This window comes from Pseudomonas tructae (genome assembly GCF_004214895.1).
GTDB classification, from domain to species: Bacteria; Pseudomonadota; Gammaproteobacteria; order Pseudomonadales; family Pseudomonadaceae; genus Aquipseudomonas; species Aquipseudomonas tructae.
This window is the reverse complement of record NZ_CP035952.1, coordinates 3,123,358-3,139,293: the sequence shown is the minus strand read 5'-3', so window position 1 is coordinate 3,139,293 and position 15,936 is coordinate 3,123,358. Positions and strand designations below refer to the sequence as shown.

Below are 15,936 nucleotides of genomic sequence, written 5' to 3'. Positions count from 1 at the left end.
AAATTACGCGCTAACTATGTTGTGACTGCCTTAAGGCCATGAGTACCTGATCGGAGAGGCATGCACACTTGCCTTCGATATCGTGGCTTACTCAGAAACAGGGCTGATGAGGGTGACACAGAAACGACTACCTGAGGCCCTCCACCTTGCCGAGGGAGTAATCATTGCTGCTGAGTAGAGAGCCACCGGCTCCTCTATCGCCGGCGCCAGCTTGCTGGAGATGCTGCGCCGGATTGATCACCACTCGCGCATGTTGATTAGTCGTTCCTTGAGCTCAGGTACCAGGAATGCAAATAAATGGTTGTATTGTCGATCGGGCCGATAGGCGTCATCCCGCTCTCTGAGCGCGGCGCGGATGATTGCACGTCGCTTCGCCCAGGTACCCTTCTTGTCTTGTTCGATCAACAGCTCATTTTGCTCAAAGAGTTCCAGTGTCCAACCGAACTGAAGCAGGAATGGTTTGTAGGAGTCGAAAGCCTGGTTGCAGACATTGAGCAGGCGCTCGAATCGGTATCCTATCGGCCGTCCGTATCGCGCACTTAGCATAATGGAAACGGCCCCTTGAAAAGGGTCTGACCAATGGAAGTTGGGAAGCTTGATAGCGGGAAATACATTTGCCATGCGCTCGCGCAAATCGAGCCAGCGTTCCCGGGACTCTGGAGTGTCCTGCCTGCTGAACTCCATCCAGAACGCATGAAAATCGCGGCGTAGCACGTCACTGTTGACCGATGCCTCCAGTGCTTCTCTCTGCGCCTGATAGTCGTTATAGAACACGATCTGCTTCCGGAAGCTAAACGTCAGCTCGTCCAGATAAACGTCAGCCCTCCTCCATTCGTTCACAATGGTGCGGCCGACCAACTGAGGCACGGCGTACCAGCAATCAAACGCCATGCGGCCAGCAGACCTGGACAGCGCCAGCGTCCGATCATTGACGATGAAGACGTTCAGATTGTTCAGGAAGAATATGTCCTCCTCCGCCGTTCTGGTTGCACTAGGGTCGAAATTCTCGAATACCCAGATCATCGATCCGCCGTTGGCCCTATAGAACTCGCGTCGACCGACGATCTCCGTAAGGAACGTCGTGGATAACTGTACTTCGAAGGCGATACGGTCATTGCCCCTCACCACTTGGACGTCTGGCTTGCGCCAGGTGGCACGTTCGGCGACCGCTTGGCCTTTCCAAACTTTCTCTACTTGAGGATCGCCGCACGATCTGTCTGCAACCAAGCTGTCGCGAATGATCCCCTTTAGCCGCAGGTGCGCCGCGCTCTCCTTTTGCGCGTTGTACTTGATCGCTGTGATCTGGGCTGGGCTGAGCTCACCTCTGGTAGAGATATCGCATTTGATGAGGCCTTCGATGGTCGGGTGATGGCGGAAATGGAAAAAACGATGGTGCGTGCGCACCAGTAAAAGAGCGGCGCCGCAGAGCTGACAAACTAACCAGGGCTTGTCTCGATCCAGTACGAAACGTGACGCAAGCTCCGCCCTATCCTGTATGACCAAGGACAATTCGCGGCTCAGGAAGCTGGCGATCTCGATAGGTGCGGCGCTGTCCAGATCCATAACGTCCGTCAGCTTCATGTGTTCAGTAGGCTGAGCGTATTCCAAGGTGCGCACGGCTTTCCTCCATCAGCATCGCAATTTTCGCTGCGATGCTGACCATTCGTAGACTCGGTTTCAACAGACTCAGGACATTAATGCCAACATGCTGCTGGCTAGCAGAGCATTTGACCAAGCCGCTCAGCTTGGCCCGTTAGCCTCTTGCGGTGGTTTACGTGATTTGGGCTGGAAGGCGTAGTGACCTTGTGGCCAAAGCACCTCAGCGACGTAATGGGAAATCGCCAGGCGCTCCTTCATAAAGTCGGGAGCATCGCCCTGCAGCTTATGTCCGATCACCTCATTGTTGTAAAAACGCAGCGTCCTTGAAAAGGCGTACAACATCGACCTGGGCTTGTTCGATTTAGGGTTTTCATAGAGAAGGGAAAAGGCGTTGGCAAACGTCCAATGCCCCTCGAGCTTGTCTTTGTCCGTGACCGATTTATGTCGATGGTACAGGTTGGTCAGGACGACCAGATCGACGTTGCCATAGCGCGCAGGGTCTACAAAAGAATCCTCGGTGAACATGCCCTGCTGTCCGGTCAGGTAGCCTTCCCACTGCTGCATATCCCACGCATCATCGCAGCCGACGACGAGAACGTTGTACTGGCTGAGGTCTGTTTCATCCGGGAACTTTTCATGGGCATCACACAGGTAGTCCTTCAGCTTGTTGTCCATGTGAAGCCCTTTCGTCAAACTGTTACCACCACTGGCAAAGGTCTCTTGAAGCTGAGCGACTGTGTCGTTGTAATCCGGCATCCGCCCTATGGCCCGGATGATGAATTGGCTGCCTGAATCGATTTCTTGCTTGGTCGTGTAGTCGGCACATTTCACCTCAACGTTGAATTTGTAGCCTTCGCTTCGGAAGGAGCAGTCCACATCACGAGGTGGTACCACCTTGTCTTCATAAACGAAGTCGCTGGGGAAATTCAGGGCGTAGTGCGTACATACAGTGAGTTCGACCGCCGCTTGGAGATACTGGGGTTCTGCCGGCGCTGAGTCCTCAAGGCGAAGCTTTTTGTACACCAGTGCCTCAAATTCACGCTGGGTCAGGTGCTCTCCAATACATTCCAATACGAGAGCCAACTCCCTGCGATATGCCGCAGGAGGGATGAACGGGTTGCTGACCGTCACCTCTAACTGTTTTCGAGCAGCAACCGGGTTTTTCATCACGTTCTCCATCGCAATCAGCAGACGATTGTCTGGCCAGGCGCCGGCATTTTTTTGCCGAAGTAGTTGATTGCTGAGGCCGAGCAGCGTGTTTCAAGTGCAGAATCAACCGTCCTGGGGCTCGCTCTCTACCTTGTTGTCACGCCACCGGAAGCAAAGCCTGTCATCATCGTCCATCACCCACAGACCAGACCAAATGGCTAGCCAGTATTGAGCCCTCACAAGGGTTGGCAGCGCCATTAACCGACCCAGCACCTGCAGTGTCGGGCGGGCGCTGAATTTCCGTTTTGAGTAAGCGAATGGACTGTAAACGCGGTACTCAGGTAGGCCGAACCTGAATCGCCAGTAAAGCGCGATCTCACTTTTGGCAAATTTGATCGCATTGCAATTCCAGCGTTTTCCCCAGCGGAATCTCCACTGATCATTCAAAAGCCAGCCCTGGGTCATGTAGGACTGTACGGAATCCAGGGCAGGTAACTCCGCGCCGGTTGATTGCTGGATCACACACTGCCGCAGCTGGATCTCCTCTACCGAGAATGCAATGTCATATTCCTCACCGCCCACAAATGCCTGTACAGGGATATTTGTGAGGTTCCATACGATGGGACGAGCGTCTACATCGCATACCGATACTTTTTCCTGATAGCGGATGCCTGCGCCGATCGCCTCAAAATACAAGTCAACCTTAGCGAGCCTCTCTCCGGTCGAGCGCAGCGCCAGGCGTGAGATCCGTGGCTTAGGGTCTGTGGGCAGTGCTAGGCGTACTGAGTACTCCAAGTGATTCCCTAGCGGATCCCATCGCGCTCCTAGCCGGTGGCGAATAGCCCATTTTTCATGTGACGCAGCGTAGGTTTTGTACAGCAAGGCCTTGGTGACCCTCTGCCAAATCCAGTCTGCAGCCTTGACGACGAGGTTGAACGGAACGGGGATATCCAAGCTTAACTCCTGGTTGCACTGCACAAGCTCAATGACGTGGGCAGTGGATCTTCGAGCAGTAGTGCCGCAGTCTTCGCATCAGCATCACAGCTGTCTCAGTACCCACGGATTTCAGCGCAATGGCCAGCAACGGTGGGTATCGGATGGTGCGCGCCCCAAGCTACAGCCCTAAGTCGATGGCAAAGTATTGATCGCACATTTCCTCTGAAGCTTGGCCATCATCGAGAAGGCGGCGACACAAGCTGTGAACCAGATGTAATCGCAGGGAGTGTCGTATTTCAATACTAGGGTTGAGCACGTGAAAGCGGCCGGCCCGGCTTCGAAGCAAGGCCCTGACAGCGCCTCCAGCCCCGTGGCGCCAATGTCTTTTGCATACAGCCGCGATGGGGGCTCAAGGCCAGGAGCTCGCTTGTAGCTCGAGATTGCTGAATCCAGGATGCGTTCCAAGTCAGAACCGTAGTGCTCAGAAGCCCGTGCCCACACAGCCGTTTCCAAGCTAGTGTCCAAATACTGTCCTTCCCTAATGGTCGTGCGCGAGGTTCGGGTCTGGCATCAGGTCGCTGCGGGCGCTCGTTTATACTGGCGACGACTGAAGCGTAAACCTGGAGGGTTTAGATGTTTATTGAGTTTGACCTCAACCGCAATGATTTCGATGCCCTGATGCGGCATTGCCTGACGTTCCGCCCGGACACAGGCGACCCCCGTGAGGATCAGCGGCTGCTAGATGGACTGCAGGCGCTCTTGGAGGCCATGCGAGAATCAGACCCGTCGCCTGAAGGCTGATGATTGTCACTGTACTCCTCCCCAGAGCTACCTTTCCTTGGCGCCGCCAGGTGATCCTACTCATCCTGCAAACGGTTTCGCATCACTTAACGTGGAGAAGCGTATGACGAGTGTAGTAATCAAGAAAATGGACTTGAAGCGCTTTTCGGCCCTCATCGGGCAGTCTCGTAGCCCGATGACTGAGCTTTTCACCAGGGAAATTGGGTGGTTCTCCAATGAGGACGAAACTGTCCTAGGCGTGCTTCTGATTGATTTCTTCGACAAGGATTTCACAGCTATCTTGCTTGGGAGAGATGCCGTTGGCCGCTATCGCTGCTTCGACCAAAAGGTTTCGATGCAAACGCCTCAACAAGCTCAGGGCTGGCTTGTAGATGGCATTACGGCTGTGACACTGAGCGGTCAGACGGTTTTCGAACAAGCCGATGAAACCGGTGAAGTGATGGATCTCTTCACCCCGATCAAAGCAGAAGAAAAGCTTCACCCCTATTTTCGACTCCTGTCATCTCAACCTTCCCATACAGCGGCAAGGGGCATCATTCGGGAGATGATGCCTCACTATGTGGATATCGACGGCAATTTCATCGAACAATTCCAGACCACAGGCTTTGATGCCAGGGTGTGGGAGCTCTACCTGAACGCCTACCTCGTGGAGGAAGGGCTATTCTTCGACCGCGACCACTATGCACCGGATTTCATCGTTCAAAAATACGGACACACCGTCGCGATCGAGGCAACCATCGTTGGGCGCAAGGGCCAAATTTCGGAGCTCGACTTCGACAAGATCCCTGAGATGACACCGGAGCAAATTAATGAAAAGACACGGGATGAAATGCCCATCAGGTTCGGGAGCCCGCTTTTCTCCAAGCTGCAGAAGAAGTATTGGGAGCTTGAGCACGTAGCTGGCAAGCCCCTGGTAATAGCCATCGCGGATTTCCACGAAAATCAGTCGATGCTTTGGACGTCCACAGCCCTGATCAACTACCTCTACGGTGTGCATCATGACCATCATTATGACGAGTCAGGGAAACTCATCATCACCCCGCAGAAAATCGATAAGCACATCCTAGGCAGCAAGGAAATTCCGTCCGGCTTCTTCTTCCAGGAAGGCGCAGAGAACATCAGTGCAATCATGTTCTCGGCAAGCGGCACCATATCCAAGTTCAACCGGATGGGAAAGCAAGCGGGCTTTGGAGACGACCACGTCATGCTGTTCCGTATGGGCACCTATCACGACCATGACCCCAACGCGTCGATGCCTAAAATGTTCGCTTATGAGGTCAACGAAAGTTGCGGGGAAACCTGGGCCGAAGGCATGAATATGTTCCATAACCCCAATGCCCTATACCCAGTGCCGGAGGGCCTCTTCCCGTCGATCGCACACCACTACTTTGAGGATGACCAGATTGTGAGCCATCTCCCTGAGTTTCACGTCTACTCCTCGATGACTACGATCGCCAACGTTGTGAGTGATGAGGAATGGGAGCGTAGAAAACCGGGTCGCAGCGACTGAGAGAGCAGCTTGGCGCTCGGCAATTCGGGTGCGTTTGAACGCTGAAAGCTAGGCATTCCGGTTGGCGTGCTCTAGCTCAACATGGCCAATCCAAACGGAGAGCCCTTCTGCTACTCACAGGGCCCTCCTGCCTCGATCAGGCTTTGGTAGTTTTCAGTTCAGGCTTCAGGGCGGTGAAGGATTTCTTCAGCTCCCTCCAGTTGGCATTGAGCCATTCCGTTACCTTGCCACGCCCAGGGGACGTCGACTTGAAATGCTCTTTGAGCATCCACTCGACGTACAGGCGGTTATCCTTCGACAAGTCGGATCCTTCCCCATACTCGACTTTCATTTTGTCAGACGACAGGCCTAGGTTGTTCAGGAAGGTAAGCATCTCGTAGCCCTCCTTACGGCTCAGGTGCTTCGCATCCTCATGGATCAGATGCGGATTGTCACCTTCCGTGGCCTTCCAGCTGTACTCGTACCGCAGATCGCTTTTCAAGAGCTTTGGCATGGTTGCAGAACTCATCATACCCGTTGGTGGGCAGTGTCAATATGGTGGCCACCTGGCGAGACTCAACCCCCTCCTGTGCAAAAACCGACATCAAACGCTTACCACGACTCCACGGCCATCGCGCAGGCTAGGTCTGCGTCCTACGGAGCCCGTCTGACCTGGCCTAAAACGTGACGCGCATCACATTTATCAAATATGTGTACCCCCTCCCCCCTTGAAAAACTTCAAGCGAGACGGAGTTTTTATATTTGAGAGCAAAGAAAAAGCGGAGGTCTGGGGCCTCCGCGTGAGCCAGTGCTGAAACGGAAACTTAGGTGCTACCTGTTCCTGTTTTTGCCCTGCTCTTGTCTTGGATCCTGTAATGAAACAAGTTGCATTGATACGGGTGCAGGAGAGGGTCGTCCTTCTTTGGCGGCTTTGCCGCCACCTTCTCTTTGCTGGCAAATACAACCTTACACTCGGAAAAAATTGAATGGAGGGCACCTGCGGTGGCGATTTGCAGGTACTCGTACGCCTGGAGTCAGCGTGTCTGCTGAGCTTGGCTTTGGCCTAGTGATTGTGATTCATTGGTGCCAAGGCTCATGACTTACCGCCGATCCTCTCGAGCAGCCTGTGAATCTGCTTCATGACTCGTCCCAGCTTGCCAAGCTTGTGGTAAAAGACGAGGGGCTCAAGGAAGTGTCCTAGCCGGACTCGAAGGAATTCTCTTTCTGATGCCACCTGATGAAATTCTGGGGTGTCCGCCAAGCCGGCGACGATCATGCACTGGTGGGTCGCCGTCAACTGGCGATGCCGCTCAATCTGATCGGCATGACGATTGCGGTACCAGCCCCCCAGTGTTTGATGTTTGCCCAGCAGGAAGATGTATACCCCGAGCCCCTGTAGGAAAAGCATCCACATGGTGACGTGCAGTCCCAGCCCATTCAAATATTCAGCCAGTTGAGGCGTACTCCGGCAGCACACAGCAAAAAGCATGGGACAGACTGCGGCAGCGATCAGCGCCTCGTTCGTAGAGGGGATTGCGGTAAGCCGAAGGCAGAGGCGTCGTAGCGGGGTCATTTACTGCTCCAGGGTTATAGACCGGTCTCGATCCCGGTTGGAACGAGGTGATGAAGCTTCTCGCCGTCAGGCGAGGCGGTCAAACCAAAACAGACCTACGTTTTTCCCTGCTGCTCCATTACTCAAACGGACACCAGGCAGCGCTATGAAGAGCTGCGTATATCTACGAGCCTGTAGCTGGTGATGCATCATTCCTCGGCGCGTCACCAGCAGGTGCGGCGCTCTTGGCAAGCGCCAAGGATTCCATGGCTTCTGCGAGCTGTTGGCTGAGCTTTTCGGAGGTCGATCTTAGCTGGGAGGCTTCTGCCTTGGCATCCTCGGCCTCTTTCTTGGCACTCGACAACTGCTCTTGAAGCATTTCTTTTGCGCCTTCGGCCCGGGCAGCAGTCATGTTCGCCAAGCCAAGGTCTCCCTCGAGACGCTTCAACGCGTCTTGGTTCTGATAAGCCAGCTTGCTGTGCTGGCGCGCCTCCCCCAGCAAACGTTCGTTGTCACGGATGAGTCGCGTGAGGTCATCCTGGCGCACCATGAGGGTTTGCTGCAGTTGCAGCAGTTCGTGCTGCAGTTGCTGAAGCTGTGTCTCGTGACGACGCTCTTCTTGTTCGCGCTGCTCCTTGATCGCACTTCGGTAATGCTCCATGGCATCACGAGCATGTGCATGCTTCTGTTCCAGATTCTGAATGATCAGTTGATTCAGGTCTATGAGGGTTGCCTGGGAATGCTGGACAAAGAGACGTTTGCCTTCTCATATACTTTTCAGCAGTTTTGCATCGTTCCTGTAGAAAGGACACTGAATGCAATGGAGCATCAGGTGCAACATGCCAGTTTAAAGATTGATATTGCAGCAATTAACCAGCTGGATGTGCTGCTCGACCTTTTGCGAGAGGATTATCGACAAGGGTTGATCGCCAATCAGATGACTGATTTTTTTGAAGGGGTCATCAGGGATAGCCAAAAGGCACTGTGCATTCCTAACAATTCTGACGCGTCTGCTGAAAGCTTGAAGCGGCTGCGCAAGCCAGCTGACGATGCAATGAACCGGCAGCTGGAGTTCTACTTCATCCTGCGCGATTTTATCTTGCCTGGGCTTCAATCCATGCAGGCAAATGTGCTAGTCGCAGCTCGGCAAAGTAACCGCCGAGGCCTATCAGAACAGATGCTGAGTGACGCGCATCAGTTAAGTGAGCTACTTAAGCAGCGCCACCAGTATCGAATGGAGGAGCCACAGCAGCCTTTCACTCTATCTGCTGTGAAGCATTTGAGCTCCCGAGGGATAACGATATCAGGCGAGATGGACACCATGATTGAAAAGGATGATTCTATGATCATTCGTCAGGCTATTAACGCCGACCATCCGCAACTGCTCAACATTTGGCTGCGCTCCGTTCGCGCCACACATCACTTCCTGCAAGAATCCGATATCGAGGCATTGCTTCCTCAGCTCCGCGATATTTACCTACCCGCTGTTGAATTATGGGTTGCGGTAGATGCCGAGGACTGCCCGCTAGGGTTCATAGGGCTCAATGAAAACCACGTAGAGATGCTCTTCATCGAACCAGATCTGCGAGGGAAAGGGATTGGCCGCGCACTGCTGGATCATTCCCGCAGTTCGCGCAGTCAGATGAGTGTTGATGTGAATGAACAGAACCCCGAAGCGGTAGGGTTCTATTTACATTACGGGTTTGTTCAAACAGGCCGTTCTCCGCTGGATGGCGAGGGCCGCCCCTTCCCCTTGCTGCACCTGAGTCTGCCCGGCTAGGGCTGTAATCGTGAATCGCTCCTAAGCTTCTGCTTCGGGGCGATTCATTATTCATCAGGCCGGCATCCATTGATTGGGTAGCAATTGCCCGATCTCACTGGCTCGCTGCGTTGGCAGCCGGGTCAGCACATCTCTGAGATAGGCATACGGATCATGCCCATTCATACGCGCCGATTGGATCAGGCTCATGATCGCCGCGGCTCGTTTACCACTGCGTAGCGATCCGGCGAAGAGCCAGTTCGACCTACCGAGCGCCCATGGCCTGATCTGGTTCTCCACGGCATTGTTGTCGATGGGAACGCCACCGTGATCCAGGTAGCGCGTCAGTGCTACCCAGCGTTTCAAGCTGTAATCCAGTGCCTTGACCATGGTCGAGCCCTCGGGCACAAGCTCACGCAGAGCCAGCATCCACTTATGCAACTTTCTGGCGTAGTTGATCGATGGACCCTGTAACCCACTGAGTTGATCAGTCTGAACTTCAACCAGCGAACCATTGCCTCTATCTATATCGCGCATGCTTGCCAAATGGCCAAGAGGTGAATCCTATGAAATTCGGTCGCCCTTCCCTGCTGTGTTTGAGCTTCCTGCTCCTGCAGGGCTGCTTCGATGAACCCAAGCACATCGACCAAGAGACTGACCGCAGCAAATCCTCGCTGCAAATGCAGCAGCCCAGCACCGATGAGGAAAAAGCGAATGAGCGCCGCTGACGTAGTCCTCTCAATGCAAAAAGAAAACATGAAAACTCGCTACGATGCGCTGCTTCGTGGTGACACCTCGGGCAGCGCTTCTTGGCTCGAAACGCAACTCGGCCAAGCCGACAGTTTGGAAAATGAGCTTCCTGACGATCCAACGAGAATTGCCGATTGGACTGCGCAACGCGCCGCCAATGTAGCCCACCAGTATGCCGGCTACCTCGAAAAACGTCGCCAAGGTGCTCCTCGACAGTATTTTAGTAATCGCGCGCACGCCCTCTATTTCCTCCAACATGTCGCCCCGACCAAAAACGTTGACGGCGCTTGGTTGTTCGGCACACTGCGCCATTGGGAGGACGCCCGTTACCATGGGCTGATCCGCATATACCTTGAAGAACTCGGCGACGGTAACCCAGCCTGCAATCATGTGCTGATCTACCAGCGATTGCTTTCCACCCTCGGCTGCCATGAGCTCATCCCTTTGACGCAAGAGCGCTATTTGCAGGGGGCACTGCAACTGGCATTAGGCTACAACGTGGACGCCTTTCTTCCGGAAGTGATCGGCTACAACCTGGGTTACGAGCAGTTGCCGTTGCACTTGCTGGTGACCGCATTCGAGCTGGAGGAACTGGGGATTGACCCACACTACTTCCGACTTCATGTGACCATCGACAACGCCAGTACCGGGCATGCGTGTAAGGCCGTGCAAGCGCTCCATCAGCTATGGCCCGACAAGGATCAGGGGGATTTCTATCGTCGTGTGAGCAGGGGTTATCGGCTCAATGACCTGGGCTTGGGCGCCGCCGATATCGCTGCTGGCTTCGATCTTGAAACCCAACTGCTGGAATCCTTCGAGCGTAAACGCAACTTTGGCAGTCGCATGCATTCGGACTACTGCCGCCTCGAAGGTCGCACGGTGAATCAATGGCTCGCGGAGCCAGGTCGCATGGGCGAACTCTTCAACGCGCTGCAACGCAAGGGCTGGATTAAACGTGGCCAGGATCCTGCCAACAGCCGCTTCTGGCGACTCGTCGAAGGGCCCACGGCGCTGATGTTCGGGGTATTCAGCCCTTATGAAAGGCAGTTACTTCACGACTGGATTGCAGGTGATTGGTGTGCGACTCGTCGCGCCTACAAAACTGTTCAGGAGAGCGTCTTCGAACAACTCGACGAAAATCTCGGATCGGAGGTCGCACTGGATGTCCTGCTCGCTCACATGGCAGGTGCGCGTCACGCCCTGCCAGACGGTTTAGCGGCGACCCGGCGCTATGGTCGGCTGACCGGGTTGAGTGGAGGTCATGAATGGAACTGACAGCCGAACAACTCCAGGCCGACAGCGCCCTCCTTCAGTTAGGACGGCGCTTGATTGCTGATGGATACACGTTTACCTGTGTAACCCCAGTCACTCAACAGCGCAACCTTGAGCGAACACCAGCGAACCAGAGCCACAGCTTGCGCGATGTGTTCGGCTGGAACCGGTCATTTTTTCCTGGCAACCTTTCACCTGACGAATTGAAACAGATGTGGCTGGCCAATATCCTCGACAAGCACGGCAGCCAGTTGCGTAGCACCGTGCGCTTTTCAACGCTGGGCGATTGGCTATTTCTCCATTCCGGATACCCCACCCTTTCGCACGACGCGGTGTTCTTTGGGCCTGACAGCTATCGCTTTGCTCACGTGATCCAGGCACATTTGCAGCGAGACGCAGGTGAAATAAACCACGCGATCGAGATAGGCTGCGGTACCGGAATCGGGGCCATCCTGATTGCCACCGCGCGTCGTCACGCCCAGGTAACGGCAGTCGACATCAACGATCTGGCGCTGCGCTATACCGCCATCAATGTCGCTCTGGCGGAGTTAGCCAATGTCTCGATAGAACACAGTGATGTGCTGCACGGCATCACTGGCACCTTCGATCTGATTGTCTGCAACCCACCCTACATGCTCGATGCGGGAGAGCGCACTTATCGTCATGGAGGCGGCACGCTGGGAGAAGGTTTAGCCCTGCGTATAGTGGAAGAGTCCCTAGAGCGCTTGGCGGCGGGAGGTACCCTGCTTCTCTATTCAGGGTCTGCAATAGTGGACGGCCAAGATCCGTTCTATAACGCGGTCAAAAGCCTGCTGCAGTCCTCAGAATGGGTCTGGAGTTACCAAGAGGTAGATCCAGACGTATTTGGTGAGCAGTTGCTCGAACCCGGTTATCAATACGTTGAGCGCATTGCTGCCGTTTCGCTCAGCGTGACTCGCCGCAAATGAAGCCGGGGTTCGGAATTGAGGAGGAATTCCTGCTGGTCGATCTGGATAGTCGGCGGGTAGTCGCTGAGCCTGCCGCCGGAGCCCTCACCGCTTGCCATGAGGCGCTTGGACAATACTTTTCTCAGGAAATGTACAAGTCCCAGATCGAAGTGGCGTCTCCGGTCTTTGGCGATTGGCTGCAAGCGCAAGACTTTGTATGTAGCGCTCGCCAACGCCTGTCATCGAGCTTGGCCACTTATGGCCTTGGCATCTACGCTGCCGGCAGCCATCCCTCGGGCAATTGGCAAGCCCAGCAGCCAGCGCCAGGCGAGCACTACCACCAGCTCTTCGAGGATTACCAGCAGGTTGCTCGGCAGAGTCTGGTGTGTGGCCTGCACATCCATGTGGGAGTTGCGCCAGGTTATGACCGAATACGGCTTATCAATCAGCTATTGCCGTGGCTGCCGCTTTTGCTGGTACTCAGTACCTCATCTCCTTTCTGGGAGGGGCAGTTAACTGGCTATCGCAGCTACCGTCGTGTGTTGTGCAACGAATGGCCGCGAATGGGCCTGCCTGAGCGTCTGCTCGACTGGACTGACTACGAACACTATCTCGATTTGCTGCAACGCACAGGGGCTCGACCAGAGTTTGATTGTTGGTGGGCTATCCGGCCTTCACGGCGCTACCCGACCGTAGAATTGCGCATCGCCGATGGTTGCCCGCGGCTAGCAGACGGGCTGTGCATCGCGCTCTTATTTCACCAAATGGTTACCCACTGCCTTGAGACCCGCTCGGAGGACGTTCAGCTCACACGTGAGATGCAATGGGTTACTCAGGAAAACCTCTGGCGTGCAATGCGCCACGGACGTGACGGACGTTTCATCGATCCGCTTTCGCACGCGCCATTGTCGGCTCAGGCCTGGCTGCTCCAGTTGCAGACCCAGTTCGCTGTAGCGCCCGACCACATCGATCACGCCCTGCACATCCTCACCTCAGGCACGAGCGCCGATGTGCAGTTAGCAACCTACGACCGCGCGTTGGCGCGAGGCCTGACTCAGGAACGCGCTCTATGCGATGTCATAGACGAGCAACTTACGCACAGTGCAATGTCAGCCCTCTGAAGGCGTATTCTTCTTCCATCCACGCAGGTTCATAAAGCATAGGCAGAACTGCAGCACTACCAGCGCCCATGCCTGCGTATGCCACCCCCAAATTACCCACAACACGTTGCTGCTGATGAAACAGCAGAAGCCAATCCGGCGGCGTCCAGCCTGCCGCGAACCAATACACCATGCCGCTGCAACCGTCAGCAGCATGGCAGGCCATTGCACCAGGTCAATCAGCGTATCCACTACGTCACCGCTCACCGTTTGTACGCCTCATTTGTCAGCGCTTTAAGGGTCAACCTTCGAAGTCTCTTTGAAGGTCTGAGCCTTGTCACGCAGTCATCGTTCCATTGTTCTGGATGTCGAAAAAATTAAACCTTTGCCAATCGAAAAGATCCCATTCTTTAACGACGCTGTCGTCGCGTCCCCTTCCTTGGAGCGAGCTATGTATCCATTCCTCAAGCGATTCGGTTTTTCCATCGTACTGGGCCTGGCTTCGACCCATGCTCTGGCGTCAACTTCATCCGACTTCGTCAATTCCGCCACCGAAGCAGGTATTGCCGAAGTCGTGGCAGGCAATCTGGCCAAGGAAAAGAGCAAGAATCCCGATATCACAGCATTCGCTCAACAAATGGTCACCGATCACACACGCGCAAACCAGGAGCTGGGGGATATCGCACGCAAGCATGACATCACCGTTCCAGATGAAGCCGCGATGATCGACAAGGCCAAGAGTGTGATATTGGAATGGCGCGAAGAGTCCTTTGACCGCTCGTACCTCAACAACCAGGTCGATGCCCATGAAAAGGCAGTGGCACTTTTCAAGAAGGAAGCCAATTCGTCCGACAATGCTGACCTCAAAGCGTTTGCCAGCGAGGCTTTGCCCAAGCTTGAGCATCACCTTGAACAGGCCAAGCAGCTTCAGGCCAAACATGGACAGAAGGAATGAAACCTGTGGAGGTGGAGCATAGCGAGGTGTAATTCCGCCTTTCAGGGAGGGCACGAAGGCGACCGGCTACTCACATGATGTAATGTTCCGGTCCTCGCTCCACACACGAAAACACGCCGGAAGTTGCGGAGCGAAGGGCATGAACTTCATTGTCTGGGTCGCTGTAATGGGTGTTGTCCTGCTGCTACTGGCCTTGACCTCCGCCTACCTGCGCTGGCTGCCGGTGTCCACCTCGGTAGTATGTCTTGGGTTAGGGGCTGCCCTGGGCCCCGCTGGCCTGGGCCTGCTGCGGCTTGATCTGTCCCAGGCCTCGGGCTGGATGGAACACCTCACCGAAGTCGCTGTGCTGTTTTCCCTTTTTGTCAGCGGGCTGAAGTTGCGACTGCCTTTGCGTAGCCGGAGCTGGCGGATTGCCTTCGGCCTGGCCGGCCCGGTCATGTTGATCTGCATCGCTGGCGTTAGCCTCCTTCTGCATTTCGGCCTGGGCATGGGTTGGGGTGTTTCGGTGTTGATTGGGGCGATACTCGCTCCCACAGATCCGGTGCTAGCGAACCTGGTTCAGGTCAGTGATGCTCAGGACAGGGATCCTGTACGCTTCAGTCTGTCCGGAGAAGCCGGACTCAATGATGGCGTCGCCTTTGCGTTTGTGATTCTCGGCCTATTGCTGGTGCAGCATGAAGGCGGGCATGAGCAATGGTGGCCAGCCTGGCTGCTGCACGATGTGCTCTGGGCCGTTCCAGCCGGCCTGATATGCGGGTATTGGATGGGCAGAGGTTTGGGTTGGCTGACCCTCTACCTACGTACCCGATACAACGAGAGCACCGTCTCACCAAACGATTACCTCACGCTAGCGCTCATCGCGCTGGCTTATGTGGTGGCCGCGTTGATCGGTGGTTATGGTTTCCTCGCCGTGTTCGCCGCCGGACTAGGATTACGCCAGGCGGAAGTACACACAACCCCGGTGACACATGAACCTGCTGAGCACCTGGTACAACCCGTGGTCGGGCATCAACATGTCGCGCCCGAACATGCAGTGAAAGGCGATATCGATGGGTTGGAGGATTCGCAGGTGGCGGCTGGGATCATGCTCGGAGACATGCTCGCCTTCGGCAACCTGGTGGAGCGAGCGATGGAGGTGCTACTGGTAACTCTTCTTGGCGTGGTGCTCGCGGACTACTGGGACGGCCGAGCGCTGATCGTGGCGGCGATGCTGTTTGTGCTGATCCGACCGCTGGGTGTGCTGCTGGTGACAGCGCGCAGTCGCCTGGACCTGCACCAGAAGAGCCTCTTGGGGTGGTTCGGCATTCGGGGCATCGGGAGCTTCTACTACCTTTTCTACTCACTCAACCACGGTTTGCCCCCAGGCATGGCGATGGAGAGCAGTCGCTTTGCGCTTTCAGTGGTGGCCTTGAGCATCGTACTGCATGGGATAAGTACCCAACCACTCCTTACCTTTTACGAACGCGCCAGGCCAGGTCAGCGAAGCCAGGCCGCTGTTCCTGACCGAAAATAGTATCGCTGAGCACCCTCTAGGGTATCTGCCACGATCCCGTGTTGGCGCTGTGCTCTGGCTACATCAGTCGAGGCCACTTGGGGGCTCTGGTGGTCGCCCCGTTTGAACTTCCGCACGTGTCCACTGGCCACTTGT

Annotated in this window: 16 protein-coding genes and 1 pseudogene; 9 read left to right on the top strand and 8 right to left on the bottom strand. The window is 55.2% G+C overall.

Features of this window, described 5'->3' with window-relative positions:
- Positions 1–237 precede the first annotated feature (237 nt).
- The 3 genes from EXN22_RS14175 to EXN22_RS14165 form a co-directional block, all read right to left on the bottom strand.
- Positions 238–1,617, bottom strand: a complete 1,380-nt coding sequence (locus EXN22_RS14175; protein ID WP_130264649.1) for a DUF6035 family protein — start codon at positions 1,615–1,617, stop codon at positions 238–240.
- Between the two features lie 123 nt (positions 1,618–1,740).
- A complete protein-coding gene (locus EXN22_RS14170; protein WP_130264648.1) occupies positions 1,741–2,766 on the bottom strand; it encodes a hypothetical protein in 1,026 nt (341 codons plus the stop codon).
- Positions 2,767–2,871: 105 nt separating this feature from the next.
- On the bottom strand, positions 2,872–3,702 hold the full coding sequence (locus EXN22_RS14165; RefSeq protein WP_177413986.1) for a hypothetical protein: 831 nt from the start codon (positions 3,700–3,702) through the stop codon (positions 2,872–2,874).
- Positions 3,703–4,317: 615 nt separating this feature from the next.
- Here EXN22_RS14165 and EXN22_RS26170 point away from each other — a divergent pair.
- Positions 4,318–4,485: a hypothetical protein gene (locus EXN22_RS26170; protein WP_165392212.1), complete on the top strand. Its 168-nt coding sequence runs from the start codon at positions 4,318–4,320 to the stop codon at positions 4,483–4,485.
- Positions 4,486–4,588: 103 nt separating this feature from the next.
- A complete protein-coding gene (locus tag EXN22_RS14160) occupies positions 4,589–5,995 on the top strand; it encodes a glycosaminoglycan attachment protein (RefSeq protein WP_130264647.1) in 1,407 nt (468 codons plus the stop codon).
- A gap of 136 nt (positions 5,996–6,131) precedes the next feature.
- Here EXN22_RS14160 and EXN22_RS14155 read toward each other — a convergent pair whose 3' ends face one another.
- The 3 genes from EXN22_RS14155 to EXN22_RS14145 all read right to left on the bottom strand — a co-directional run bounded on the left by EXN22_RS14155 (position 6,132) and on the right by EXN22_RS14145 (position 8,187).
- On the bottom strand, positions 6,132–6,488 hold the full coding sequence (locus tag EXN22_RS14155) for a hypothetical protein (RefSeq protein WP_130264646.1): 357 nt from the start codon (positions 6,486–6,488) through the stop codon (positions 6,132–6,134).
- 579 nt (positions 6,489–7,067) lie between these two features.
- A complete protein-coding gene (locus tag EXN22_RS14150) occupies positions 7,068–7,547 on the bottom strand; it encodes a hypothetical protein (RefSeq protein WP_130264645.1) in 480 nt (159 codons plus the stop codon).
- A gap of 163 nt (positions 7,548–7,710) precedes the next feature.
- Entirely contained in the window at positions 7,711–8,187 is a 477-nt protein-coding gene (locus tag EXN22_RS14145) for a hypothetical protein (protein WP_130264644.1), read from the bottom strand.
- Between the two features lie 681 nt (positions 8,188–8,868).
- Here EXN22_RS14145 and EXN22_RS14140 point away from each other — a divergent pair.
- Entirely contained in the window at positions 8,869–9,306 is a 438-nt protein-coding gene (locus EXN22_RS14140) for an acetyltransferase (protein WP_130266823.1), read from the top strand.
- A gap of 54 nt (positions 9,307–9,360) precedes the next feature.
- Here EXN22_RS14140 and EXN22_RS14135 read toward each other — a convergent pair.
- Positions 9,361–9,726: pseudogene (locus EXN22_RS14135) on the bottom strand (IS66 family transposase); the annotation flags it as partial.
- 125 nt (positions 9,727–9,851) lie between these two features.
- On the opposite strand from EXN22_RS14135, the gene EXN22_RS26165 reads away from it, so the two are divergent.
- From EXN22_RS26165 to EXN22_RS14120, 4 genes are read left to right on the top strand one after another with little or no spacing between them, the layout of a single operon-like run.
- Positions 9,852–10,013, top strand: a complete 162-nt coding sequence (locus EXN22_RS26165; protein ID WP_165392211.1) for a hypothetical protein — start codon at positions 9,852–9,854, stop codon at positions 10,011–10,013.
- The gene (locus tag EXN22_RS14130; RefSeq protein WP_130264643.1) at positions 10,000–11,310 is read left to right on the top strand and encodes an iron-containing redox enzyme family protein; all 1,311 of its coding nucleotides are present in this window, start codon (positions 10,000–10,002) and stop codon (positions 11,308–11,310) included. The genes EXN22_RS26165 and EXN22_RS14130 overlap by 14 nt, the downstream gene beginning before the upstream one ends.
- Positions 11,301–12,254 (top strand): methyltransferase, encoded by a 954-nt coding sequence (locus tag EXN22_RS14125; protein ID WP_130264642.1) that lies wholly within the window; start codon positions 11,301–11,303, stop codon positions 12,252–12,254. Before EXN22_RS14130 ends, EXN22_RS14125 begins: the two co-directional genes overlap by 10 nt.
- Complete coding sequence (locus tag EXN22_RS14120; RefSeq protein WP_130264641.1) at positions 12,251–13,354, top strand: carboxylate-amine ligase; 1,104 nt, start codon at positions 12,251–12,253, stop codon at positions 13,352–13,354. Before EXN22_RS14125 ends, EXN22_RS14120 begins: the two co-directional genes overlap by 4 nt.
- On the opposite strand, the gene EXN22_RS14115 is transcribed toward EXN22_RS14120, so the two are convergent.
- Positions 13,343–13,549, bottom strand: a complete 207-nt coding sequence (locus tag EXN22_RS14115) for a hypothetical protein (RefSeq protein ID WP_407691974.1) — start codon at positions 13,547–13,549, stop codon at positions 13,343–13,345. The genes EXN22_RS14120 and EXN22_RS14115 overlap by 12 nt on opposite strands.
- A 235-nt stretch (positions 13,550–13,784) precedes the next feature.
- Between EXN22_RS14115 and EXN22_RS14110 the strand changes: the two genes are divergently transcribed.
- A complete protein-coding gene (locus tag EXN22_RS14110; protein ID WP_130266822.1) occupies positions 13,785–14,288 on the top strand; it encodes a DUF4142 domain-containing protein in 504 nt (167 codons plus the stop codon).
- A gap of 139 nt (positions 14,289–14,427) precedes the next feature.
- Positions 14,428–15,801 (top strand): cation:proton antiporter, encoded by a 1,374-nt coding sequence (locus EXN22_RS14105; RefSeq protein ID WP_130264639.1) that lies wholly within the window; start codon positions 14,428–14,430, stop codon positions 15,799–15,801.
- The last annotated feature ends 135 nt before the right edge of the window (positions 15,802–15,936 follow it).